The following is a 22877-nucleotide window of genomic DNA, read 5'->3' on the forward strand; positions in this document are numbered from 1 at the left end:
ACAAGCGGCTCTCGGTTCTCCTAAGCCGCGCGTTTGGGCTCCACAGCGAACGGGCTGAGTCCGAGCCAGGTCTGCATCTTCCTGCCGATGGCCTGGTCGCCGGTCAGCGAAACCTTGGCGCCGGCCTTCTCGACGGTCAGCAACCCCATCCAGATCGCCGTCATCGTGTGCAGGTCTGTCGAGACGTAGAGATCGACATCGAAGCCGGGATCATACCAGCACAGGTCGACCTCGCCGTGCTTTTCGACGATCAGCCACCATGAGCGTTTGGATGCCGGCAGATCCTGATACAGGAATTGTATCACCGTGCGCCCTTCAGGGAGCGGCGATGGGTTCAGATTGCGCCGCATGTCCCACATCAGCAGCGACGGATCGAGGTTCTTGAGCGACAGCCGTGACTCGACCCATTTCTGCCCCCAGAAGCCCATCGCCTCGACGACAGGGCGCAAATCGCGGCCGGCCTCGGTCAGCCGGTAATCGAAGATCCCTTTCTCGCCCTGGATCTCCTTGCGCTCGACGATCCCCGCCAGCTCGAGCTCCTTCAGCCGTTGCGACAGAAGGGTCGGCGACATTTTTGGGACGCCGCGGCGCAGGTCGTTGAAGCGGGTCGAACCGGCCACCAATTCACGCATCAGCACCATCGTCCAGCGGGTGCACAGCACCTCGGCGGCCATCGATAGCGGGCAGAACTGCTTGTATCCGTGCTGGGCCATGATTGGTGTCCCTCCCTCGAAGCAAGGCCGAACATTAGCCCTTCATGATTGAGGCGGCGAGTACAGAAACTGTACCGGCCCGGTACAGATCGCGGACTGGTAGGCGAGAGCCCCGCCATGCGAGCCCTTTGGCCGGTGACACGGGATATCCCTGTGCACCGCAACCAGGAGACGACCATGACTGCTTATCTTATCGCGGACATCAAGATGAAGGACCCGAAATGGGTGCCGGCCTATGCCGGCTCGGTGCACGACCTCGTCCACAAGCATGGCGGCAAGTATCTGTCGCGCAGCGGCAATGTGAAGACGCTCGAAGGCAAGCCGCTCGACACCACGCTGATCGCCCTGATGGCGTTCCCGTCGGAGGCGGCGGCGCGCGCCTTCACCAACGATCCGGCCTACGCGCCTTTCGTTTCGGCCCGTCAAGGCGGCAGCGACAGCCGTTTCCAGCTGATCGACGACACCGACCTGGCCGGAACGATCCCGTATCTGCCGAAGGGATGACCGGCATTCGCCGCATCGTTTTCGGGGTCTCCAAGCAACAACAGCCACGGCGCTTGCCTGTCGCGCCGCCGTATTTCCGGCGGCCGGCCAGCCGTGCTTTTTCAAGAAGAATGGAATGGATATGATACCAGATTTCCCCAACAGGCTTGTCATGGCGGGGGCCATGCTGGCCGTCTGCACCACCTTCGCACAGGCGCATCAGGAGGCGGCTGAAGCCGTGTCCGGCCCCAATCCGCTGGCCGACAAGGTGCGGGCCGCCAACAACCGGTTTCTCGACGTGAAAGCGGCGACGGCCGAGGGCTATGCGCCAATTCCCTGCGCCAGCGGCATCACCGGCGGCGCCATGGGCATCCACTACGTCAACGGCCAGTACCTGAAGGACGACAAGATCGACATCGCCCGTCCCGAGGCCGTCATGTACGAGCCGATGGCCGACGGCACGTTGAAGCTGGTGGCGGTCGAATACATCACCTCCAAGGGACCGGCGTCGCTGGACGGACAGCTGTTCAACTTCAACAGCGCGCCCAACCGCTATGGCCTTGGTGAATTCTACGAGCTGCATGTCTGGGCCTGGAAGGGCAACCCGACCGGCACTTTCGCCGACATGAACCCGAAAGTGTCTTGCGAACACGCGATGGCGCCGAGCCAGTAGCGAGCCAGGGCCAGGCGGCTCCAGGGCCGCCTGGCCGAACGCCAGCTGAAGTGGTTTGCCGGCCTCAGCCGAACCCGGTCATTGCGACACCGGTTCTGGCAGCGGCAGATCCATCCCGACGGTATCCTGGCTTGCTTGCGGCAGGAGGAAACGCCCTGTCAGATACCAGATCGCGGACACGACAAGGATCGAAAGGTAGCCGTCCACGGCATAGTGCCAGCCGGTGTAGACCGAGCCGAACAGGATGAGTGCTGCAAAAGACCATCCGGCGAAGGCCGAGCGGCGGCCGAAACCGGTGAGGAAGAAAGCATTGAGCGTGGCGATGGCGACATGCATGCTGGGCATCGCGGTGATGCCGGTGCCCAACCGGGACCTGCCGCTGTCGTGTGCATCGAGCAGATAATTGGCGGCGAACCTCACCGGCAAGGCATGCGGGTCCGCCAGCAGCGCGTCGAGCACCCCGGCAAATCGGTCGCCGCCATAGAACCGGTCGTAGAATATCGGCCCGGTGGATGACAGCATGGTCGCAAGAACGGCGCCGCAAAAAATCATGGTGAGCGCGAACGCCCAAAGATAGCGGATGCGCCGGACGGGGTTGTTCCAGAAGGCGACGAAGAGCATGACGCCGAACCATTGCATGAACCACCAGGACATGTAGGCCTTGAAAACCAGCATGGAGGCGGGCTCTGAAACGATGCGGTGCGTCCATACCCAGGGATCGATGCCGTGCAGCCAAAGATCGAGTTCGGCCAGCTTGGGATCGGCATAGTAAGGCACGATCTCCGGTATGGTGATCCTGAACGTCGTGAAGGCGGTGATGCCGAGAAAGAACAGCAGGACGACCCGCGCGGCCGCCGGGCCACGTTCCCTGAGCACCCGCACCATGAACCTTGTCGGCGTTGGCCTGCCATACATCAGCGCCGCCAGCCCGAGGCCAACCACCAGGAGCACCGGCAGCACGCTGAGGAATGTCCCGAAATACTGTATGGACAGCCGCAGATAACGCTCCGGCCGCAGGCAAATCGCCGCCGCGATACAGGTAAGGCACAGGGCGGCCAGCAGCCAGTCGCTCCTGGTGACCGCGATGTCCAGGTCGAAAACGGCAAGGGACCGGCGATCGCGGCCCCGTTGCCCGGTGTGCGCACTCATCGAAGGACGTCCCGCCAGCAGCCCAAAGCACTATTGACGGGTATTTTTGCATATTGTGTATTACTATTCAGTTACACTTGGAAAAGGATAAAAATCGAAATATTAGACGTCTATAATTCTTCCTTGTTCATCAAGGAATCGTTGACGAAGATGTCACCGTGAAATGCACAACTATTGACGATGTCGTGTGGCGCTGCCGAACACCCTGACGGGTTGTCGGACCAAGGGGCCACCGCCCAGGCGGCGATGGCCCCGCCGATCAGGCGGCCTTGATCAGGCCGAGCTGGGTCAGCGCCGCGACGCCGTCGTCGAGGCCGATCTCCTCGACGATCCTGCCGTCGATCACCTTCAGCACCGTGGTGCCGGTGAAGCGCATGGCGCGTCCGGTGGCGGCGGGCAGCGAACCGGCCAGGAAATCGCCGAAAGCCGGGCCGGTATGCGTGCCGCCGCCCTCCCACTGGCCGACGACATAGTCGCCCTCGGCGATGAGATCGGCGGTGGCCCAGAAGTTGAGATCCGGGAAGGCGGCGCGGAAATCGGTCATGAAGGCCTTGATGTCGTCGCGGCCCCGGCGTGGCTCATGCAAGGAATATTTGAGCAGCATGTCGGGCGCGGCGATGTCGTCGACGACCGACAGATCGCAGGTTCCACCCCAGAAATCGGTGAACCATCTGACGACGACGGCCTTGTTGTCTTCCTGTTTGGTCATGGGAGGGTCCTCTTGTTGTCGTGCATGCCGTTTCCCCAAGGCGTGGGCGCATTCGGCCCGATGGCTGATGGGCGGCTGCTTCTCTCGAGACCGCCGGGATGGGCGGCCTCGTGCGATCACTAGGACCATTGGCCGGCGACAGAACTCCGCTTCTTGTCGGCCAATCAAAAGACCGCGAAGCGTCGGTACCGGGACCTGGACAGGGCCGTGCAGGCCAAACTCTGTTCCGCTGGGCCCAAGCCTGGCCACCTGGCCCGGATAGACTTGAGCGGTGAATGGGCACTGAAGAAGGAACTGGCCATGAAGAAGACCTACGAAAAGCCGAGGCTCGAAAAGCGCGAAAAACTGTCCAGCGTGACGGCGGCCACTGGCGTGTCAACGGTCGAGGAAAATTGACGGGCCGCCTGCTGCGGCATGCAGCGTGGGCGTCTTGACGGGCCGCTGACCTTCCCGACATGGCCATCCGCCGCTCCGGTAACTGTTTCTTCTCTGGTTTTGCGGCAGATTGTCCGTGGGTGGGGCAAGCGAAACAGACTATGGCGCGTCAGAGCAGGAAAGGTCGCAACGGAGCGTTCTGGGCCAAGGCCCTGGAACGCGCCCAACTTGGCGTCTGGGACTGGGATCTTCGCAGCGGCGATTGCTTTTATTCGGCGACCTGGGCGCGAATGCTGGGTTACGGGGAAGATGAACTCGCCAACGCCAGTGACCTGTGGCTGCAACTCACCCATCCCGAGGATCGCGAACGCGCGCTGGCCAGTGGCGATCGCCACATCGCCGGGCTGACCGATACCATCGAGACCGAACTCAGGCTGAAGCACAAGCGGGGGCACTGGGTGTGGGTGCTCGATCGCGGCGGCATCGTCGAACGCGGCGCGGACGGGCGGCCGCTGCGGCTGATGGGCGTGCAGACCGACATCTCGAAGCAGAAAGCGGCCGAAGCCGCGCTCGAACAGGTCAATGTGCGCTTTCGCCTCGCGCTCGCCGCCAGCGGCACCGGCATCTGGCACTACGACATCGCTACCAACAAGAGCTATTGGGACGCCCGCACCCGGGACATATTCGGCCTCGTCGCCGACACAGACGAGGTGGCGGGCGACCTCTGGCACACCTACCTGCACCCCGACGACAAGGAAGCCACCGAACGGGCGCACCTGCCGTCACCCGGCTCGGACGGCGTTACCGCCTCGCAGTACCGGATCATCAGGCGCGACGGCGAGATCCGCCATATCGAATCGCTGGTGCGTTTCGTCGCCGCCGCGGGCGCTGCCGGCCAGGTCCTCGGCACGGTGCGCGACATCACCGAGGACAAGCTGCGCGAGCAGGAGCTTGCCTTCGCCGCCCGCCACGATGCGCTGACCGGCCTGTGGAACCGCGCCGCCTTCGACAGGCTGCTTGCCGACCATATCGCCACGGGCATGCCGCTGGCGGTGTTCTATATCGATCTCGACTACTTCAAGGCGCTCAACGACTTCGCCGGCCACGCCGCCGGCGATCTCGCGCTGAAGAGCGTGGCGGCGGGCATCGGCCGCTGCCTGCCGCCATCGGCGCACGCGGCGCGGCTGGGCGGCGACGAGTTCGCCCTGCTGGTGCCCCATTGCGACGCCGCACAGGCCGAGCGGCTGGCCGGCGCCATCCTGGCGGCCGTGCGCGGCGCCGATCTCGGCCTCGCCGCGACCTCGCGCCGGCTCGCGGCGAGCATCGGCATCGCGATCGTCGATGACCGAACCACCACGGTTGCCGACGCGCTGGCCTGCGCCGACGATGCCTGCTACGCGGCCAAGGCCGCCGGGCGCGACCGTTTCGCGGTGTTTTCAGCCGAGGCCGCTTCGGGCGGCCTCAACGCGGCACGGCTCGCCGCCGACACAGTCGACGCCATGGAGGACGGCCGGCTGAAACTGTTCGGCCAGGAGATCCACCGGCTGGGCCGGCCCTGGCAGGAAAGCCGCCATGTCGAGGTGCTGGCGCGGCTTGCCGGGCGCGCCGGCAAGCTGATCCCGCCCAGCGAATTCATACCGGCGGCCGAGCGCTTCGGCATTGCCGCCAGGCTCGATCGCTGGATCATCCGCACCGCGCTCTCGCGGCACGGCGCGGCCATGAAGTCCGGCGCGATCACGCTCGGCTTCAACCTGTCGGCGCAGACGCTGAGCGACCCGGGCCTGTGGGACTTCGTCGACGGCATCATCGAGCAAACCGGGGCGCCGCATTCGGGCATCGGATTCGAGATCACCGAAACCGCCGCCGTCACCAATTTCGACGCCGCCGAGGCGTTCGTGCGCAAGGCGCGCGAGCGGCGCTGCAAGGTCAGTCTCGACGATTTCGGCGCCGGCATGAGTTCGTTCGAATATCTCAGGCGTTTTCCGGTCGATGCCATCAAGATCGATGGTTCCTTCATCGAGCACATCGCCGAGAGCCGCTTCGACCGCGAGATCGTCTCGGCCATATCAGGCATTGCCCGCAGTGTCGGCTGCGCCGTCGTGGCCGAGAAGATCGAGCAGGCCGAGACGCTCGGCATCCTGCAGGCAATGGGCGTCGATTTCGGCCAGGGCTTCCTGCTGCACCGGCCCGAACCGCTGGAGCAGATCGTGGCACGTGCGGCCGGGCCGGCAAGCGGAGCCCGCAAGGCATCCTGATGCCTGTCGCTCAAAATCAGCTGGATTGCCGCATCGTCGCCTGGGGAAAGGCCAGCACTCCGGTCTCGGACCGCCTGTGCTGTGCTTCCGCCACCGTCTCGATGAGGAGGTCGAGGGCCTCGCATGTCGAGCGACTCGTCTCGTCATTGCCGCGCAGATAGTGATAGGCGCGTTCGAGATGGATGCGGGCGGCTGAAAAATCGCTGGTCAATGGTCCCTCCATGATCCCGCCCTAATTTATCTTGGCTCGCCCGCCGGAACGCTGGGTAAATATCCACAGGCGTTTTTTATTCAAATGCCGCCGGACCTTGCCGCGCTGTCAGGAGAGGCACCGCGCAACTCTTTGCCCGGCCTGGCCGCACGGCTAGACTGCGACTTCCTTGCCCGAGGTGACATTCATGATCGTCCAGGCCTGCATCAACGGCGCGCGTCCGCGCGATTTCCACCCGAAGCTGCCGCTCGACGCGCAGGCCATGGCAAGCGATGCCGCGGCCTGTGTCGCCGCCGGCGCCGGCGAACTGCACATCCATCCGCGCGGCGCCGACGGGCGCGAAAGCCTGGCGGCCGTCGACGCGACGGTGCTGGCGGTGCGCCGGGCTTGCCCGGGCACGCTTGTCGGTGTGTCGACCGGCGCCTGGATCGAGAACGATGTCGGGCGGACCCGCGCGGCGATCGCCGGCTGGCGCGAACTGCCCGACTACGCCTCTGTCAACCTGTCGGAAGCCGATGCGCCCGCCGTGATGGAGCTGTTGCGCCAGCGCGGCGTCGGCATCGAGGCCGGGCTTGCCACGACAGAGGATGCCGAGCGCTTCGTGGCGCTTGCCGACCGCAACCGGGTGCTGCGCATCCTGGTCGAGATCGACATCCAGGACCTGGCGGCAGCGCTCGACGAGGCTCGAGGCATCGGCGCCGTGCTCGAACGCGCCGAAATGCGGCGGCCGATCCTGCTGCATGGCGCCGACGCCACGGTCTGGCCGTTCGTGGAATTGGCGCGCCAAAAACGCTGGTCGACGCGGGTCGGGCTGGAAGACGGCAAGACGCTGGCCGATGGAACGGTGGCGAAGGACAATGCCGAAATCGTTGCGGCGGCGGTGGCGATTTTCTCGTCGCGGGGCTGATCCTATTGCCTCGTCTCCTCCGGCGCCGCGATCCGCAGCACCAGCGCGGCCAGTGCGATCACCGGCGGAACGACGAAGCACCAGACATTGACGAAGGCGAAGCCGAGTGCCGCTGCCGCGCAGCCGGCGGCGAACACGGCGACCGCCGCCGCCATGCGCCGCAGGCGGGCAACAAGCGCCGGGCGGGCCTGCGGCGCCAGCCCGCCGACGAGGTCGGCGAGGTCGATCATGATCTGGGTGGTGGTGCCGGTCATCAGCGTCGAGGGCGGGGCTGCCGCCAGATGGACCCGATGCACCGCGTTCTGGATCGCCATGGCGGCGACCAGCACCATGCCGGTGACGATCGCGGCCGCGCTGTCGCCGCTGGCGAAAGGGCCAAAGCGGATCGCCAGGGCGGCCCCGATGACAAGCAGCGCCAGTTTGGTTCCCAACAGCGGCCCGAGCGCCGGCCGGCCATGCCGGCGCAGATGTTCGCCGGCCAGCCGGGTCAGGATGACGACGATGCAGAACACCGGCAGCGCCAGGAGCTTTGCCAGCACGCCCGAAATACCGAGCACCAGCGAGGCGCCCAGGGTGACGAAGTTTCCCGTCACATGCGCGGTGAACAAGCCCTGCAGCGCCAGGAAGCCCGCCGTGTCGACATAACCGCCATTGAGACACAACAGCAGCGGCAGAGTGGGCTTCATGGCGGCATCTCGCTTCCGGGGATCAGGCAGCGTCTCATATCCCCGCGCGGCAATCCAGCTGCGAGCGCACCAACCGTATCGATCGCGGCACCTCTTGCCGGCGGCGGGCGAGACATCCCGTCATACAGACCGGCGCATGACAAATTTATTAGAGGGCGCTTGAGGAACAATCGAAACGAGGGCAAGTTCGGAGAGGGGTGCGGGAGGAACGTGTCCAACTGTTTGGGAACTCTCGCATGTCGCTGTCCGGTACTACAACCCGCTACGGAGGCCTTGCCCAGGCATTGCACTGGCTGACGGCAGTGCTCGTGCTCATTGCCTTCCTGGTTTCGGCAGGTGGTCCTGCCGAGCGCGTCTATTCAGCGGCCAGGGCCTCGACGCTGCTGGTTCATGAATCGCTGGGCTTCGCCGTTTTCTGGCTGTTGGTCATCCGCCTTGTCTGGCGACTGTTCGACCGCATTCCCGATGCCCCGGCCATGCCAGCCTGGATGGAGGTCGCTTCGAAGGCAACGCATTGGGCGCTCTACGCACTGCTTTTCGCGATCCCGGTGACCGCCATGCTCGGCGCCTGGTTCGGAGGTCACCCCGTGACGGTCTACGGCCTGGGAGCAATCGGCCCGTTTTCAGGCACTTGGGGTGCTCCGCTGGCGGAAATCCATGGCACGCTTGGCGATATCATCATGTGGCTTGCCGGCCTGCATGCGGCCGCGGCCATCTTCCATCACGTCTTTCTTCGCGATCGCGTGCTCAGCCAGATGCTGCCTGGCTTGCCCGATCCGTCCTCCGGTTTCGGGCGCCAGGCGCGGCCCTGACGCTTACTCGAGAATGATCCGGATCGCCTGATCGACCACCGGATGCAGGCCGCTGGCCTGGAAGGAGAGGCGGTTGCCGGAGCCGACATTGCTGGTCATGGCGATGGTGAGATCCGTTTCCGGATCGTGCAGCATGACGGCGACATAGCCCGGAATGCTGCCCTGGTGGCCGTAGAAGGCGCGGTCGGCATAGGCGCTCTGGAACATGCCGGCGCCGGTTTCGCGCATGCGTGTGCCGGGAAAGCTCGCCGGCACGCGGTGTTCGAACATCTCCGCGAAGAAGGGCGGCGACAGCAGCCCGCCGGAAAACAGGCCGCGCATGAAGCCCACCATGTCGGTCGGGGTCGACACCATGTCGCCGCAGCCATAGGCGGCCCCGAAGGGGAAGGAATCGGAGGAATCCTGCAAGGCGTCGGAATAGGGCAGCACGCCGTCCATGCGCCACATCTCGGCGCCCGAGGCGATGTCGGCCGGCGCGTCCGGCGCCGGCGGCGGCCGGTGGTAATAGCCGCGGACCATCGATTTTTCCGGAAAGGCCTCGGTCGCCGGCGACCAGGTGGTTTTCAGGCCGAGCGGCTGCAGGATCGCGCTTCTGACATAGGCGCCCAGCGACTGGCCGGTGACGGCCTCGATCACCATGCCGGCCAGCACATAGCCGGTGTTGTTGTAGACAGCCGGACCGCCCGGGGCCTTCTGCTTGTCGGAGGCGAAGGCGATGTCGACCAGCTGCCGAGGCGTCCACCGTCGGCTCGGGTCCATCGGAATGTAATATTCGAATTCCGGCAGCCCGCTGCGATGGTTGATCAGCTGGCGCACCGAGATGTCTTTCGCGCCCGGCAGGTCCGGGAACCAGGCGGAGATCGGCGCGCCGAGGTCGAGCTTGCCGGTCTCGGCGAGCTTGACCAGTGCCGCCGCGACGAAGGTCTTGGTGCAGCTGCCGATCTTGAACAGTTGGTCCGGCGTGACGCCGGCGCCGCTTTGCCGGTCGGAAAGCCCCGATCCGAGGGCGGTCGGCGTCGCGCCGTTTCGCGCATAGGCCAGCGAGGCGCCTACCGCGCCATCGGCGAGGTAGCTGTCGAGGAGGGCGGTCAAGTTTTCACGCATCGATTCTGCTTTCGCCGCTAAATTGCTGGTTTCATGGATGTCGTGGTCCATCCAGCCGAGGATGGACCAGGAGGGGCCGGGCCTTACTCCGCTATGTCGACCGCGGCGAAATTCTGCCGGCCGAAGGGGTCGAGCACGTAGTTGAGCACGCTCTTGCGGATCGGGATCGCCACCATGGAATGGGCGATCGGCGCCACCGGCACCTCCACCTTCAGGATGGCCTGCGCCTTGCCGTAGATCGCGGCGCGTTCCTTCGGGTCGGCGGCGACGCGGCCTTCGTCAAGCAGTTTCTCGAAATCCTTGTCGCACCAGCGCGAGCGGTTCGAACCGCCCTTCACGCCGTCACAGGACAGGAGGTAGCTCAGCATGTTGTCGGGATCGCCATTGTCGCTGCTGCCGCCGAGCAGGAAGGTGTCCTGCTCGCCCGCGGCGGTGCGCTTGAGATATTCGCCCCATTCGAAGCTGACGATCTCCGACTGGACACCGACCTTGGCCCAGTCGGCCTGGATCATCTCGGCCATGCGCTTGGCGTTGGGATTGTAGGGGCGCGACACCGGCATCGCCCACAGGCTGATCTTCAGCCCGCTTTCGTGGCCGGCTTCCTTCAGCAGCTTCTTGGCGCCATCGGGATCATAGTCGATGCCGGCATCGGTGACGGCACCGAGCTGCGCCGGCGGCACGACGCTGCCGGCCACCGTGCCCGCGCCGGCATAGACGGCCTCGACGATCGCCTTGCGGTCGATGGCCTTGGCCAGCGCGGTGCGCACGCGCGCATCACCCAGCGGCTGGTGTTCGACATTGAAGCCGAGAATGCCGATGTTCTGGCCCTTGAGATCGAGCACCGTGATGTCGGGATCGGAGCGCAGCTCGGCCACCGCGCTTGGCGGCGGCGGCGCGGCGACCTGGCATTCATTGGCCTTGATGCGCTCGACGCGGGTGGTCGGCTCGGGCGTGATGGCGAAGACCAGCGTGTCGATCTTCGGCGCGCCGCGCCAGTAATCCTTGTTGGCGGTGTAGCGGACCTGGCTGTCGGGCACATAGGCCTCGAGCATGAACGGGCCGGTGCCTACCGGCTGGCTGTCGATCAGCTCCGGCGTGCCGGCCGCCACCATCTTCTCGGTCTGCTCCAGCGACAGGATCGAGAGATAGTCGAGCGCCAGCCCGGCCAGGAAGGTGACGTTGGCTGCTGTCAGCGTGAAGCGCACAGTGTAGTCGTCGACCTTGTCGATCTTCTCGATGAGCGTGCCCATGCCCAGCGCGTTGAAGTACTCGTAAGTGCCGCCGCCGAGCTTGTGGTAGGGATTGTTGGCATCGCGCTGGCGGTTGAAGGTGTAGAGCACGTCGTCGGCGTTGAAATCACGCGTCGGGGTGAAATGCTCGTTCGACTGGAACTTCACGCCGTGGCGCAGGTGGAACGTGTAGGTCTTGCCGTCCGGCGAGACATCCCAGCTCTCGGCAAGCGCCGGCCCGACCTCCGTCGTGCCCGGCTTGAACTCGACCAGCCGGTTGAAGATCGTCTTGGCGGCGGCGTCCATGGTGGAATCGGCGATGCCGATCGCCGGGTTGAAGGTCTCCGGATTGGCTTCCGAACAATAGACCAGTGTCTTGGCGTAGGCCTGCCCGCCGAGAAGGACGGACGAGGCCAGAAGGGTCGAGGCAAGCACTGCGCGCAGAACGGTGGATTTCATCGCAAACGCTCCTGATGACAGTTTCGGGGGTTGGGGGAAGGGCATGAACTTCATGGCGTTGCCGCCGGGACAAGGAAGCGGTCGGGCGCGAGCGCCGCGGCGCTGACGCCGAGCGCGGTGACATCCGCCGGCAAGGGCTGGCCGCGCATCAGCGCCGAGCTTAGCCTGGCCAGCGTCAGCGACACCTGGAAGCCGTAGCCGCCCTGGCCGCCGAGCCAGAAGAAGCCGGGCAGGCGCGGGTCGAAGCCGGCGACCGGGGTTCGGTCGGGCGCGAAGGTGCGCAGGCCCGCCCACGGCGTCGAGGGCCGGCCGATGCGCATCGACGTCGCCTGCTCGATGCGGTCGACAGCGATGGCGATGTCGATGTCTTCGGGCCAGGCGTCGCAAGGCTCGGAGTCCGTTTCGTCGGCGAGCGAGCCGATCAGCCTGCCGGCATCGGGCTTGAAGTAGAATTGTTCGTGCAAGTCGACCACCAGCGGCCAGCCGGCAATGTCGGTGCCCGCGGGCGGGTCGAACAGGAAGGCGGTGCGCCGTTTGGGCTGGAAGCCAAGGCCGGAGAGCCCGGCAAGGCCGGCGACGACATCGACCCAGGCGCCGGCGGCATTGACGACGATGTCGGCCCGATGCTCGCCGGCACTGGTGGCGATGCGGAAGCCGTCTCCGGCATGGGCGATCTCGCGGACTTCCTCGCCGGTGCGGATGATGCCGCCGCTGGCCTTCAGCGCCGAGGCGCTTGACCCCAGCATCTTGCCCGTGTCGACATCAACCGCGTCCGGCTCATAGACGCCGCCGCAGGTGGCCTCCGTGGCAATGACCGGAACCAGGGCGTGGAGTTTGGCCGCGGAGAGGCGGCGCACACTCGGCACAAGCGCCTGCAATTCGCCGGCCAGCCGGTCTATCGCCGCGTCGTCGCCGCGCCAGCCGACATGCAGGGCGCCACGCCGGTGGGCGACGAACCCGCCCTCGACGATGGCCTCCCGGCTGGCCAGCGTCAGCCCGCGCACCACCCGGTTGCCATAGGTCTCGGTGAACAGGGCTGCGGAGCGGCCGCTGGCATGGTAGCCCAGATGCGGCTCACGCTCGATGACGGTGACTTCCGCCCAGTCCCGCACGGCCGCGGCCAGCGACAGGCCGGCAATGCCACCACCGATGACGACGATTTTTTTGGAAGACTTCGACTGCATCCGCCAGTCGTAAAAATGTTTTCGTATCCAGTCAATATTTAGCGTATAAGAAAATTGTTGATGTTGTTGATGGCGGCGGGGCGTTCGACTACCTAGAGCAAGCGAGCGACGGATGGCCGCGCCATGGAGCTGACGATGTCGGAGCAACCGAACCTCGGTGATTGTCTGCGTGCGCTGAGAAAAGCGCATGGCTGGACCTTGCAGGAGGTCAGCAGGCTCACCGGCGTCGCGGTGTCGACGCTATCCAAGGTCGAGAACGACCAGATGTCGCTGAGCTACGACAAGCTCCTGCAGATCTGCGAGGGGCTCGGCATCCATGTCACGGAACTGCTCAGCGGCGACCGCAAGCAGCCGGCGTCGCGCACCCGCCGCTCGGTGACGTCGCCGGCCAACACGCTGCGCCAGCTGACCCGCAACTACGACTATCGCTATCTGGCCACCGACCTGGTGCGCAAGCGCATGGTGCCGATCCGCGCCTATGCACGGGCCCGCACGCCGCAGGAGTTCGGCCCGCTGACCCGGCATGCCGGCGAGGAGTTCCTGATCGTGCTCAAGGGCGAGATCGAACTGCACACCGACCAGTACGCGCCGGTGCGGCTCAAGGAGGGCGACAGCGTTTATATCGATTCCACCATGGGCCACGCCTACCTCTCGGTGGGCGAGGGCGACGCCGAGATGCTGTGCGTCTGTTCCGGCGACGAGCCCGACATGGAAGGTACGCTGCTGAGCGTGCTGGAGACCGTGGAGGGGTAGGGACGGGAAGGCTCGAGTTCCAATTACCGGATGCCAGCGCTGCCGCTCACCTGCCTGCCGGCCTCCCCCCGTATAGTGCTTGGGAGAGGGACGCTGTCGTGAATGATTTCGCCAATCGCCAACGTTGCGGTGAAGGCGCCGACGTTACGATCCGCTCTTTCTCCCCGTCACTATACGGGGAGAAATGCCCGGCAGGGCAATGAGGGGCGGCGCTGGCTTAGGCGGTTGACGCACGACCGGTTCGTATTCGTCACGACGTTCATGAGAACGCCCGATCCCCCGCATCGAGCAGCCATTGCCGCACGGCCTGCGTCGGCTCGGGATGGCGCTGTTTTCTCGGCATGACGACATAGAAATCCTGCGTGCCCCGCATCTCGCCGCGGACTGGCTGGATCAGCCGGCCGGCGGCGAGGTCGGCGGCGACGAGGAAGCGGCTGGCCAGCGCTATGCCCTGGCCGGCGAGGGCCGCGTCGATGGCGAGCCCGGTCTGGTTGAAGCGCATGCGTTTCAACTCGGTCGTCATCTTCAGGCCGACCGCTTTTTCCATGAATTCCGGCCACAGATTGTGCGCGTCGTGCAGCAGGAGGTGATGCTGGATTTCGGTCGCCGCGATTTCGGTTGTGCCGGCCGGCAGCAGGGCCGGACCGCAGACGGCGATGATCTGCTGGGGAAACAACAGGTCGACGATCAGGCCGGGGCCGAAGGGGGCGCGGCCTTGCCGCACCGCGATGTCGACGCCGTCGGCCTGGAAGCTCGACAGGCTTTCGCTGGCCAGCACGCGCAGGTCGACCAGCGGATTGTCGGCCATGAAGTCCTGCAGCCTGGGGATCAGCCATTTGGTGGCGAAGCTCGGCGTCACGCTGATCGTCAGTCGCGCCGGTTCGGGGCGCAGAAGCAAGGTTGCCTCCGAGATCAGGTCGAAGGCGCGGCGGATGTTGGGCACATAGGCGCGGCCCTCATCGGTCAGCGCCAGGCCGCGTGGCAGCCGTTCGAACAGTTTCGTGCCGAGCTCGGCCTCCAGCCCGCGAATGTGCTGGGCGACCGCACCTTGGGTGACGTTCAACTCCTCGGCGGCGATGCGGAAGTTGAGATGGCGCGCCGAGGCCTCGAACGCGCGCAGCGCATTCAGCGGCGGCAGGCTCAGGAAGGCTTCGGGCATGCAGGAGTTTTTCTACTGGTTGATTTCAGGCATTCTGGTTCGAACCGAGCGGAAAAACCAGCTATATCAGCGCCCGGATCCCGAAAACACCGTTTGCGGCTCCCGCCAACCCGAAGAGGAAAATCCAATGAGTGTAGAAAAAGTGGCTGTGGTCGTGGCCGGCGGCAGCGGCATGGGGGCGGCGGCGGCCAAGCGGCTGGCGGCGGATGGGTTCAAGGTCGCCATCCTGTCCTCGTCGGGCAAGGGCGAGGCGCTGGCCAAGGAATTGGGCGGGCTTGGCGTCACCGGCTCCAACCAGTCGAATGAGGATCTGCAGCGCCTCGCCGACCTGACGCTGGAGCGTTTTGGCCGCATCGACGTGCTGGTCAACAGCGGCGGCCACGGCCCGCGTGCGCCGATCCTGGAGATCACGGACGAGCAATGGCACACCGGCATGGATGTCTATCTGCTCAACGTGATCAGGCCGGTGCGCATCGTGGCGCCGCAGATGGTCAAGCAGAAGGGCGGCGCCATCATCAACATCTCGACCGCCTGGGTGGCCGAGCCGAATGCGATGTTCCCGACGTCGGCCGTGTTCCGGGCCGGCCTTGCCGCCTACACCAAGATCTTCGCCAACACCTACGCCGCCGACAATGTGCGCATGAACAATGTGCTGCCCGGCTGGATCGACAGCCTGCCGGCCACCGAGGAGCGCCGCGACAACGTGCCGATGCAACGCTACGGCACATCGGAGGAAATCGCCGCGACCATCGCGTTCCTGGCTTCGGACGGTGCGGGCTACATCACCGGCCAGAACATTCGGGTGGATGGGGGTGTCATCAGGGCGCTGTGAGCTTGGGTTCGATCGGCTACGCCATGCACACATCTTCCGTGACTGGCGTGACTGATCGGCCCGAGGCTTGATTGGCACGCGGTTCCCCCAATCCGTCGCTGCTTCGCAGCGCCACCTTTCCCCCCTTCGGAGGGAAAGGAAGGGAGCTTTGCCGGACGAGTTGTGCATGCCGTAGCCACCCCCGTCGGGGCAAGCCAGGTTCTGGCAGGCGCCGCAATCTCGCGGCCCTTGCGCAGTTCTTTCAATCATTTCTTGAAACCGACAGCGACGTTTCATGGTTTGATGGGGACGGCCAAGAGGGGGGGCGTCATTGACCGACTTCATCGGACTGCCGAAAGCCGAAGTGCACATCCATATCGAGGGCTGCTTCGAGGCCGACGATGTGATCCGGAACTGCGAGGAAGCCGGCATTCCGCTGCGGGCGCCGCGCGACAGGCTCTTCGAAGCCCACGACCTCAAGAGCTTCCTCGAGATGCTCGACTGGCTATGCGGGACATTCCGCACGCGCGAGCAGCTCGCCACCACGGCCTACAAATTCGCGCAACGGATGGGCCGAAGCGGCGTGCGCTACGCCGACGTCATCGTCAACCCGACCCACTGGCCTCACTGGCACAAGGATATTCCGGGGATGATCGACGCGTTCGACGCGGGCTTCGCGGCCGCCGAACAGGATGGGCACCCCCCGGCCGGGCTTTGCGTCAGCCTGCTGCGCACCCAGTCGGCGGCGGAAGCGATCGAGCTGGTGGAGTTGCTGAGCGACATCAGGCACAGGCGCGTGGTTGCCTTCTCGATCGACGGAAACGAAGCGGCGGCCGGGCGCACCGGCCCGCGCTTCGCCGAGGCGTTTCGCCGTGCCGGCGCGGCGGGTTTGCGGCGCACGGTTCACGCCGGCGAGCCGAGCGGGCCCGAAGGCGTTCGCGACGCAATCGAACTGCTGGGAGCCGACCGCATCGACCACGGCGTGCGGGCGATCGAGGATCCGGACCTTGTCGACTTGCTGGCGCAAAGACGGATTCCGCTCGGCATCTGCCCGGTCTCCAATCTGGCGCTTGGCGTCTATCCCTCGCTGGCGCAACATCCGCTTGACGCCCTGCGCAAGGCCGGGGTCCCGGTCTCGATCAACACCGACGACCCGGCGCTGCTCGACACCACGCTTGAAGCATCCTACGCCGCTTGCGCCGAGACCTTCGCCTGGGACGACGAAACCATCCGCCAGCTCGCCGCGACATCGGTGCAGGCGAGCTACGCCGACCCCGCGATGAAGGCAGGGATCTTGGCCGATCTGGCGGCCTGGCGGAGCTAGCAAGGGTTCAGTTCGCGGGCACTGTCCCGGCCTGCTGATCGGCGTCCGTCAGCGTTTGCAGGAACGCGACGATGTCGTCGATCTCGGCATCGTTGAGCGCCGGTCCGTCGCCGGGCTTTTTGCCGTTGAAGGGCGGTTCCTGATTCAAGTTCGGCCAGTAAGCCTTTGGCAGATCATCATATTGCCGGACCGTGCCATCGGCATTCCTGGGATACCAACGGCCGGGATCGGTGTCGCGGCTGGCGTAGAAGGCGACCGCGTCGCGCAGCGTGTGGAAGGCGCCGTTGTGGAAGAAGCTCTTGCGCAGCGCGACGTTGCGCAGGGTCGGCGTCTTGAACAGGCCGCAATACTCGGTCCGGCCCTTGAAGTCGGTGCGCAGCGGGCCGCACAGGCCGAGATCGACATAGTCGGGATCGGCATTGGCGGGAATTGCCGCGTTGCGCGGCACGGCGATGGCGATCAGGCCGAAATCGGTGAATTGCGGCGGCTCGCCGTCATTGGCGGGTTCGCTGAGATGGCAGCTGGCGCAATTGCCCTTGGCCTCGTCCTCGAACAGCGCGCGGCCGCGCAGCTCCTGCGCCGTGAGCTCAGCCTTGCCGGCGAGGAAGGCGTCGTAGCGGCTGGAATAGGGATAGAAATCGGGCGCACTCTGCTCGAACGTGCCGAGCGCCTCGGCGGCGGCGTCGAAAGCATCGTCCGGGTGGTCGAACACGTCGTCGCCAAAGGCCGCCTTGAACTCGCCGGCATAGGCTGATTTGCGCAGGGCTGATGTGACGGCGGCCCCGTCCTTGTTGGCCATCTCGAAAGGCGAGAGCAGGGGGATTTTCGCCTGGTCCTTGCCATGGTCGGCCCGGCCGTCCCAGGTCAGGCCGCCGGTCGGGCCATTGTCGACGCTCTCGTCGCCCTCGTCCTCGGAATCGTAGAAATGCTCGGTGAAGGCGGGCGCCGCCTGCAAATAGCGCAGCGACGGCACGGCGCGCACGCCTGGTTGGTCGAGGTTTGGACCGCCCATCTCGACCGGCTTGGCCGAGGCCGGGCCGAAGGCGTGACGCTGGTCGTGGCAGGACGAGCAGGCCTGCCTGCCCGAGGCGGACAGGGCCGGATCGAAGAACATTTTTCGGCCAAGCGCCATGAGTGCCTGCGCCCGCGCGAAGGCATCGGCACGCGACAGCGGGCCGGGGTGGACGCTGCCGGATCCGGCATGGACAAGGGTTTGCGGCCAGGCGAGGGCAAGGCCGAACAACGAGGCGGCAGCGGCCGCGATCATCAGGCGTTTGCCTCGTCCCGTCGTCATCGCTTCCCGGTCCATTTCGCTCCGCAGTTAGGGTCGCACTGCAACGGATTGATGACTGCTCCCGTTCTTCACGAAACCGTGTTCGCGGGCGAGGCAAGTGTCACAAAGGTGACAAGGCATCGACGTAGCTCTTTGCATGCGCGGCCTCCGGCCATGCACGACGCCTCTAGCCATTCCCCTTAGCCACGAGGACTCCTTGATGCGGCCCTTCAGTTCGCTTTTCCTGGCCTCCACCGCCCTGGCATCGGTCGCTGGCGCTGCCAACGCCGCCCCTCCCGGCTACGACAAGATCGACACCGTCGTCGTCATCTATGCCGAAAACCGCAGCTTCGATAATCTTTATGGCGGCTTCCCCGGCGCCAATGGGCTGGCCAATGTCTCGGCCGACCAGGCGCGCCAGCTCGACCGCGACGGCAAGCCGCTTTCAGAACTGCCGCCGGCCTGGGGCGGGCTGACCGCCAAGGGCGTGACGCCTGTTGTGACCGAGGCGCAGTCGGCGCATCTCGGCAACGCCAGCTTCGCCATAGACGACGCCAGCGGCTTCAACGAGAAGACCTCCGTCGTCACGCGCGACCTCTGGCACCGGTTCTACCAGGAGCAGATGCAGATCGATGACGGCCGGAACGACAAGTTCGCCGCCTGGGCCGATTCCGGCGGTCTTGTCATGGGCCATTATGACGGCTCCAGCCTGCCGATGTGGGCGGTGGCGAAGAAATACGTGCTGGCCGACAATTTCTTCCAGGGCGCCTTTGGTGGTTCCTTCCTCAACCATTTCCAGCTCGCCTGCGCCTGCGTCCCGGTCTATCCAAACGCCGATACCAGCCCGGTGAAGGGCCAGATCGCCGTCGTCGAGGCCGATGGCAAGACACTCAAGGTCGCCGACAACTCGCCGCCCTCCGCCCTTGGCGGCGTGCCGAAATTCGTCAATGACGGCGCCATCACGCCCGACTTCCATGTCGTCAACACCATGCAGCCACCCTACCAGCCCAGCGCCAACAAGCCGGCCGAGGGCGGCGACAAGGCGCTGGCCGACCCGGCGCAGCCGACGACGCTGCCGCCGCAGCACGATATCACCATCGGCGACCTCCTTTCGCTGCGGGGGATCGACTGGGCCTGGTATGCCGGCGCCTGGCAGGCCACGCTCGACGGCAAGAACGCGACGCCGGTGCCGAACTTCCAGTTCCATCACCAGCCGTTCAACTATTTCGCCGCCTATGCGCCGGGCACCGCCGCGCGTACCGCGCATCTCAGGGATGGCGGTCTCGACGGCTCCGAATTCATCAAGGCGATCGACGACGGCAAGCTGCCTTCTGTCAGCTTCTACAAGCCGCAGGGCAATCTCAACGAGCACAGCGGTTATGCCGATGTGACATCGGGCGACCAGCATCTGGCCGACCTCGTCGCGCATCTGGAGAAGAGCCCGCAATGGAGCCACATGCTGGTGGTCGTCACCTATGACGAGAATGGCGGCTTCTGGGACCATGTCGCGCCGCCCAAAGCCGACCGCTGGGGCCCGGGCAACCGCGTCCCGGCCTTCATCATCTCGCCCTATGCGAAGACGGGCACGGTCGACCACACGCAATACGACACGACGTCGATCCTGCGCTTCATCACCGCGCGCTACGACCTGCCGGTGCTGCCGGGCATCGTCGCCCGCGACAAGGCGCTGCGCAACAACGACCAGCCGCCGATGGGGGATTTGAGCGCCGCGCTTGATCTGGGCCGGTAGGGCGGCGGGCCGAGCGGCCCTCGATCGACGGGGAAGAGGAAAGGCGCGAGTTTGCCACGGTGGCGACCGCGCCATGGCGTCGGGGCTGGGGGGCCGGACCTGATGGAGCCGCGATGATGGCGCTCAGCCGCCATTCACCAAGGCTAGCACAAGCTTCTGCAGATTGCCGCCCTGGCCGAACTCGACGCGGTCGAAATCCCGGCTGCCCTGTATCCTCGCCTTCGAGATCGCATCGAGCCGCTTGACCACTTCGGCCCTGGTCTTGCTGCATTTGGGGTCATCGGCGACGGTCAGGCCGTCTGTCGCGGCTTCGATGTCATGCACCATTTTTATCATGCTGGCGCCATGCACCTTCTCATGGGCGCTGACGCCGGCGATGAACACTTCCCAGTTCTTCTGGACGGCCGGCGGCAGCGGGGCGGATGGGCTTGGCAAGGTGTAGGTGATGATCAGTTTCGGCTTCCCCGCCGTCAGCACGCAATCCTTGCCCCTGGGCGTGTAGTCCCGGACCCCCCAGGTCAGCTTGAAATTGGTGTAGGCGATGGCGCGGGTAATGCCGACATTGGGTCCGTTCTCGCCGATCGACCGGTAGAGCTCCAGCCCGGACTGGCCCGAAATGGCGTAGGTCTCGACCTTCTCGACCGGCTTCCACTCGGCATGGGCGGTGGGCGGCAAGGCCACCAGGGCGGCCAGCAGAAGACACAGGCGAACTCTCGACACAACACTCTCCAAAACGACCCGAACGGCCGTGCCGCGACAGGCGATGCCACGGGATCGCTTTTCCTATATGCTGGCCGCGGGTGCTGCAATTGTCAGGGGGAATTCATGAAAGCAGGACATCTCGTCGTCGCCGGTGCCTTGGCCGCGCTGCAGGCCGCGCAGCCGGCCTTTGCCGCGTCGTGCAGCGGCTGGAGCGCGAAGATGGAGGAAGACGAAGGCGGCAAGGTGCTGACCGCCTCGGTCTGCGGCGGGCCGAAGGGCGACGCGCAACTGATGCTGACCTGTTTCGAAACGCCGGTGCTGAGCTACGATCTGGGCGCCGGCGGCCAGCAGACGGAGCCCGGAATCAGCGGCGCGTTCGACTTCAAGGCCGACGGCAAGACGGTGACCAAGACGCTGCAGCTCGAGGAAATGTACGGTTATTTCGTGGTCAATCTGGCCAAGGCCGATCCGCTGCTCGACCTGCTGCGCTCGAAGGGGGATGTGTCGGTCAGTGCCGCCAAATATGGCCCGATCAGCTTTCCGCTGAAGGGCTCGAGCGGGGCCATAGGCAAGGTGCTGGCGCAGTGCGGCAAGGCCAAGCCCGCGGCGGATGGGGATTGATGAGGCGGTACCCGCGCCTTTGTCATCCTAGGGTCTCCGCGACGGAGCTTCGCTCCTGCTTCGCCCTAGGATGACGAAGCGAGAGAATGCCGCATCACCCCGCCCAACCTTGCCGTCGCCGCCTTCAACTCCTCATCCGAGAACCCGGAAAAGCCCAGCACCAGCCCGTGCTTCGGCGCGCCGTCGATGAACATCGCGGACAGCGCCCGCGCGCCGACGCCCACCGCTTTTGCGGCTTCGACGATGGCGGTGTCCGGCCCAGCGCCCTGCAACATCGCCATCAGATGCAGTCCCTGTTCGGGCACCGTCACATCGAGCGCATCGCCGCAATTGGCGTGCAGGCCCGCCACCAGCACATCGCGCGCGGCTTGCACCCGGCGGCGCACGCGTCTGAGATGGGCGGCGAAGTGGCCTTCGTTCAACAGGTCGGTCAGCGCGCCTTCGGCCAGTGTCGAGGGGTAGCGGTCGGAGCGGGCCCTGACCGCCATCACGGCATCGAGCAGCGGTTCCGGCACCACGACATAGCCGATGCGCAGGCCCGGGAAGAGCACTTTGGAGAAGGTGCCGAGATAGGCGACGCGGTTGGCGCCGTCCATGCCTTGCAGCGAGGTCAGCGGCGGGCCGGCATAGCGGAACTCGCTGTCGTAATCGTCCTCGATGATCCAGGCATCGTTGCGCCGCGCCCAGTCGAGCAGGGCGAGGCGGCGGCGCATCGTCATCGTCACGCCGAGCGGATATTGGTGCGAGGGCGTGACGTAGGCCGCGCGCGCCCTTGGGCACAGGCTTTCGCCGATTTCGGGATCGAGCCCTTCGCTGTCCACCGGCACGGCGACAATCCTGGCCCCACTGCCGGCCAGCACGGCGTGCGCCATGGGATAGCAGGGGTTTTCCAGCCAGACGGCGTCGCCGGGGCGAAGCGCGGCGCGCGCCAGCAGGTCGAGCCCCTGCTGCGTGCCCGAGGTCAGCACGATCTGGCCGGCGTCGCAGCGCACGCCGCGCGCGGTTCGCAGATAGGTTGATATCGCGGTGCGCAGCGCGACGCCGCCGCGCGGATCGCCATAGCGGAAATGTTCGGGGCCGGGGCGGGCGAGGTGGCGCGACAACAGGATGCGGAACAGGTTGAGCGTGCGAGGGTCGGACACCGCGACGCCAAGGCCGCAAGGCAACGACGTGGCGGCATCGATTTCGGGCGGACGCGCCTTGGCCAGTGTTGTCGGCAGATAGGGTACATCGCGCGCGACGAAAGTGCCGGCGCCGACCTTGGCGACGGCAAAACCTTCCGAGATCAGCATTTCGAAACAGGCGACCGCCGCCGAGCGCGACAGGCCGAAACGCCGGGCGAGGTCGCGGGTGGTCGGCAGCTTGGCGCCGGCGGCCAGCGCGCCGGTCTCGATCAGCCGCCTGAGCGCGGCGTAAAGCTCGCGGCTGCGCGGGCCGTCGCCGGGCAGAACCGGGATCAGCGCTGACCAATCCGGTGGATTGGTCTGAGTTTTATTGCTTTGATTGGTTCTTTTATCGACCAATGTCATGGCGCA

General features: G+C 65.7%; 23 protein-coding genes. 11 read left to right on the forward strand and 12 right to left on the reverse strand.

All coding sequences use genetic code 11. The features are described from left to right. Positions 1 to 20: 20 nt before the first annotated feature. The gene (locus tag EB230_RS15145; protein ID WP_172372981.1) at positions 21 to 713 is read right to left on the reverse strand and encodes a helix-turn-helix domain-containing protein; all 693 of its coding nucleotides are present in this window, start codon (positions 711 to 713) and stop codon (positions 21 to 23) included. A gap of 177 nt (positions 714 to 890) precedes the next feature. On the opposite strand from EB230_RS15145, the gene EB230_RS15150 reads away from it, so the two are divergent. Together EB230_RS15150 and EB230_RS15155 are read left to right on the forward strand one after the other, a co-directional pair. Next, positions 891 to 1217: a DUF1330 domain-containing protein gene (locus EB230_RS15150; RefSeq protein WP_172372983.1), complete on the forward strand. Its 327-nt coding sequence runs from the start codon at positions 891 to 893 to the stop codon at positions 1215 to 1217. Between the two features lie 115 nt (positions 1218 to 1332). After that, positions 1333 to 1869 carry a hypothetical protein gene (locus tag EB230_RS15155; protein WP_172372985.1) on the forward strand — a complete coding sequence of 179 codons (537 nt, stop codon included), beginning with the start codon at positions 1333 to 1335 and terminating at the stop codon, positions 1867 to 1869. 78 nt (positions 1870 to 1947) lie between these two features. On the opposite strand, the gene EB230_RS15160 is transcribed toward EB230_RS15155, so the two are convergent. Beyond that, complete coding sequence (locus EB230_RS15160; protein WP_172372987.1) at positions 1948 to 3018, reverse strand: phosphatase PAP2 family protein; 1071 nt, start codon at positions 3016 to 3018, stop codon at positions 1948 to 1950. A gap of 259 nt (positions 3019 to 3277) precedes the next feature. Next, on the reverse strand, positions 3278 to 3727 hold the full coding sequence (locus EB230_RS15165) for an ester cyclase (RefSeq protein ID WP_172372989.1): 450 nt from the start codon (positions 3725 to 3727) through the stop codon (positions 3278 to 3280). A gap of 300 nt (positions 3728 to 4027) precedes the next feature. On the opposite strand from EB230_RS15165, the gene EB230_RS15170 reads away from it, so the two are divergent. Further along, positions 4028 to 4123, forward strand: coding sequence for a putative RiPP precursor (locus tag EB230_RS15170; RefSeq protein WP_155772459.1), 96 nt, complete (start codon positions 4028 to 4030; stop codon positions 4121 to 4123). Positions 4124 to 4263: 140 nt separating this feature from the next. After that, positions 4264 to 6357 carry an EAL domain-containing protein gene (locus EB230_RS15175; RefSeq protein WP_056571415.1) on the forward strand — a complete coding sequence of 698 codons (2094 nt, stop codon included), beginning with the start codon at positions 4264 to 4266 and terminating at the stop codon, positions 6355 to 6357. 16 nt (positions 6358 to 6373) lie between these two features. Here the strand turns inward: EB230_RS15175 and EB230_RS15180 are convergent, their stop codons facing one another. Next, the gene (locus tag EB230_RS15180; protein ID WP_056572122.1) at positions 6374 to 6568 is read right to left on the reverse strand and encodes a hypothetical protein; all 195 of its coding nucleotides are present in this window, start codon (positions 6566 to 6568) and stop codon (positions 6374 to 6376) included. Between the two features lie 187 nt (positions 6569 to 6755). Between EB230_RS15180 and EB230_RS15185 the strand changes: the two genes are divergently transcribed. Next, the gene (locus EB230_RS15185) at positions 6756 to 7475 is read left to right on the forward strand and encodes a 3-keto-5-aminohexanoate cleavage protein (protein ID WP_056571418.1); all 720 of its coding nucleotides are present in this window, start codon (positions 6756 to 6758) and stop codon (positions 7473 to 7475) included. A 2-nt stretch (positions 7476 to 7477) separates the two neighbouring features. On the opposite strand, the gene EB230_RS15190 is transcribed toward EB230_RS15185, so the two are convergent. Beyond that, positions 7478 to 8161: a YoaK family protein gene (locus EB230_RS15190; RefSeq protein WP_056571421.1), complete on the reverse strand. Its 684-nt coding sequence runs from the start codon at positions 8159 to 8161 to the stop codon at positions 7478 to 7480. A 236-nt stretch (positions 8162 to 8397) separates the two neighbouring features. Here EB230_RS15190 and EB230_RS15195 point away from each other — a divergent pair, with 236 nt between their 5' ends. Beyond that, positions 8398 to 8973 carry a cytochrome b gene (locus EB230_RS15195; protein ID WP_056571424.1) on the forward strand — a complete coding sequence of 192 codons (576 nt, stop codon included), beginning with the start codon at positions 8398 to 8400 and terminating at the stop codon, positions 8971 to 8973. 3 nt (positions 8974 to 8976) lie between these two features. On the opposite strand, the gene EB230_RS15200 is transcribed toward EB230_RS15195, so the two are convergent. The 3 genes from EB230_RS15200 to EB230_RS15210 form a co-directional block, all read right to left on the reverse strand. Then, positions 8977 to 10077: a serine hydrolase domain-containing protein gene (locus EB230_RS15200; RefSeq protein WP_172372991.1), complete on the reverse strand. Its 1101-nt coding sequence runs from the start codon at positions 10075 to 10077 to the stop codon at positions 8977 to 8979. Positions 10078 to 10160: 83 nt separating this feature from the next. After that, entirely contained in the window at positions 10161 to 11765 is a 1605-nt protein-coding gene (locus EB230_RS15205) for an ABC transporter substrate-binding protein (RefSeq protein WP_172372993.1), read from the reverse strand. A gap of 50 nt (positions 11766 to 11815) precedes the next feature. After that, positions 11816 to 12949 (reverse strand): FAD-binding oxidoreductase, encoded by a 1134-nt coding sequence (locus EB230_RS15210; RefSeq protein ID WP_172372995.1) that lies wholly within the window; start codon positions 12947 to 12949, stop codon positions 11816 to 11818. Between the two features lie 135 nt (positions 12950 to 13084). Here EB230_RS15210 and EB230_RS15215 point away from each other — a divergent pair, with 135 nt between their 5' ends. Then, on the forward strand, positions 13085 to 13702 hold the full coding sequence (locus EB230_RS15215) for an XRE family transcriptional regulator (RefSeq protein ID WP_172372997.1): 618 nt from the start codon (positions 13085 to 13087) through the stop codon (positions 13700 to 13702). Positions 13703 to 13961: 259 nt separating this feature from the next. On the opposite strand, the gene gcvA is transcribed toward EB230_RS15215, so the two are convergent. Next, positions 13962 to 14861, reverse strand: a complete 900-nt coding sequence (gene gcvA, locus EB230_RS15220) for a transcriptional regulator GcvA (protein WP_172372999.1) — start codon at positions 14859 to 14861, stop codon at positions 13962 to 13964. Between the two features lie 127 nt (positions 14862 to 14988). On the opposite strand from gcvA, the gene EB230_RS15225 reads away from it, so the two are divergent. Both EB230_RS15225 and add read left to right on the forward strand, forming a co-directional pair. Then, entirely contained in the window at positions 14989 to 15693 is a 705-nt protein-coding gene (locus EB230_RS15225; protein WP_056572128.1) for an SDR family oxidoreductase, read from the forward strand. Between the two features lie 310 nt (positions 15694 to 16003). Beyond that, positions 16004 to 16996 (forward strand): adenosine deaminase, encoded by a 993-nt coding sequence (add, locus tag EB230_RS15230; RefSeq protein WP_172373001.1) that lies wholly within the window; start codon positions 16004 to 16006, stop codon positions 16994 to 16996. 7 nt (positions 16997 to 17003) lie between these two features. On the opposite strand, the gene EB230_RS15235 is transcribed toward add, so the two are convergent. Continuing rightward, positions 17004 to 18290: a cytochrome-c peroxidase gene (locus tag EB230_RS15235; protein WP_172373003.1), complete on the reverse strand. Its 1287-nt coding sequence runs from the start codon at positions 18288 to 18290 to the stop codon at positions 17004 to 17006. A 199-nt stretch (positions 18291 to 18489) separates the two neighbouring features. On the opposite strand from EB230_RS15235, the gene EB230_RS15240 reads away from it, so the two are divergent. Then, entirely contained in the window at positions 18490 to 20019 is a 1530-nt protein-coding gene (locus EB230_RS15240; RefSeq protein ID WP_172373005.1) for an acid phosphatase, read from the forward strand. 123 nt (positions 20020 to 20142) lie between these two features. On the opposite strand, the gene EB230_RS15245 is transcribed toward EB230_RS15240, so the two are convergent. Further along, positions 20143 to 20739: a DUF922 domain-containing protein gene (locus tag EB230_RS15245; protein ID WP_171883299.1), complete on the reverse strand. Its 597-nt coding sequence runs from the start codon at positions 20737 to 20739 to the stop codon at positions 20143 to 20145. A gap of 105 nt (positions 20740 to 20844) precedes the next feature. On the opposite strand from EB230_RS15245, the gene EB230_RS15250 reads away from it, so the two are divergent. Continuing rightward, a complete protein-coding gene (locus tag EB230_RS15250) occupies positions 20845 to 21342 on the forward strand; it encodes a hypothetical protein (RefSeq protein WP_246738965.1) in 498 nt (165 codons plus the stop codon). A gap of 65 nt (positions 21343 to 21407) precedes the next feature. Here EB230_RS15250 and EB230_RS15255 read toward each other — a convergent pair whose 3' ends face one another. After that, a complete protein-coding gene (locus tag EB230_RS15255) occupies positions 21408 to 22871 on the reverse strand; it encodes a PLP-dependent aminotransferase family protein (RefSeq protein ID WP_172373007.1) in 1464 nt (487 codons plus the stop codon). Positions 22872 to 22877: the final 6 nt, after the last annotated feature.

Origin of the sequence: Mesorhizobium sp. NZP2234, assembly GCF_013170765.1 — a bacterium.
GTDB lineage: Bacteria > Pseudomonadota > Alphaproteobacteria > Rhizobiales > Rhizobiaceae > Mesorhizobium > Mesorhizobium loti_D.

Bases quoted from the DNA above. Each gene is read 5' to 3' on its own strand.
- EB230_RS15185 (WP_056571418.1), top strand. From the start codon at position 6,756: ATGATCGTCCAGGCCTGCATCAACGGCGCGCGTCCGCGCGATTTCCAC.
- EB230_RS15175 (WP_056571415.1), top strand. From the start codon at position 4,264: ATGGCGCGTCAGAGCAGGAAAGGTCGCAACGGAGCGTTCTGGGCCAAG.
- EB230_RS15190 (WP_056571421.1), bottom strand. From the start codon at position 8,161: ATGAAGCCCACTCTGCCGCTGCTGTTGTGTCTCAATGGCGGTTATGTC.
- EB230_RS15225 (WP_056572128.1), top strand. From the start codon at position 14,989: ATGAGTGTAGAAAAAGTGGCTGTGGTCGTGGCCGGCGGCAGCGGCATG.
- EB230_RS15200 (WP_172372991.1), bottom strand. From the start codon at position 10,077: ATGCGTGAAAACTTGACCGCCCTCCTCGACAGCTACCTCGCCGATGGC.
- EB230_RS15235 (WP_172373003.1), bottom strand. From the start codon at position 18,290: ATGACGACGGGACGAGGCAAACGCCTGATGATCGCGGCCGCTGCCGCC.
- EB230_RS15145 (WP_172372981.1), bottom strand. From the start codon at position 713: ATGGCCCAGCACGGATACAAGCAGTTCTGCCCGCTATCGATGGCCGCC.
- gcvA (WP_172372999.1), bottom strand. From the start codon at position 14,861: ATGCCCGAAGCCTTCCTGAGCCTGCCGCCGCTGAATGCGCTGCGCGCG.
- EB230_RS15195 (WP_056571424.1), top strand. From the start codon at position 8,398: ATGTCGCTGTCCGGTACTACAACCCGCTACGGAGGCCTTGCCCAGGCA.
- EB230_RS15250 (WP_246738965.1), top strand. From the start codon at position 20,845: ATGAAAGCAGGACATCTCGTCGTCGCCGGTGCCTTGGCCGCGCTGCAG.
- EB230_RS15240 (WP_172373005.1), top strand. From the start codon at position 18,490: ATGCGGCCCTTCAGTTCGCTTTTCCTGGCCTCCACCGCCCTGGCATCG.
- EB230_RS15150 (WP_172372983.1), top strand. From the start codon at position 891: ATGACTGCTTATCTTATCGCGGACATCAAGATGAAGGACCCGAAATGG.
- EB230_RS15210 (WP_172372995.1), bottom strand. From the start codon at position 12,949: ATGCAGTCGAAGTCTTCCAAAAAAATCGTCGTCATCGGTGGTGGCATT.
- EB230_RS15155 (WP_172372985.1), top strand. From the start codon at position 1,333: ATGGATATGATACCAGATTTCCCCAACAGGCTTGTCATGGCGGGGGCC.
- EB230_RS15205 (WP_172372993.1), bottom strand. From the start codon at position 11,765: ATGAAATCCACCGTTCTGCGCGCAGTGCTTGCCTCGACCCTTCTGGCC.
- EB230_RS15160 (WP_172372987.1), bottom strand. From the start codon at position 3,018: ATGAGTGCGCACACCGGGCAACGGGGCCGCGATCGCCGGTCCCTTGCC.
- EB230_RS15255 (WP_172373007.1), bottom strand. From the start codon at position 22,871: ATGACATTGGTCGATAAAAGAACCAATCAAAGCAATAAAACTCAGACC.
- EB230_RS15215 (WP_172372997.1), top strand. From the start codon at position 13,085: ATGTCGGAGCAACCGAACCTCGGTGATTGTCTGCGTGCGCTGAGAAAA.
- EB230_RS15170 (WP_155772459.1), top strand. From the start codon at position 4,028: ATGAAGAAGACCTACGAAAAGCCGAGGCTCGAAAAGCGCGAAAAACTG.
- EB230_RS15165 (WP_172372989.1), bottom strand. From the start codon at position 3,727: ATGACCAAACAGGAAGACAACAAGGCCGTCGTCGTCAGATGGTTCACC.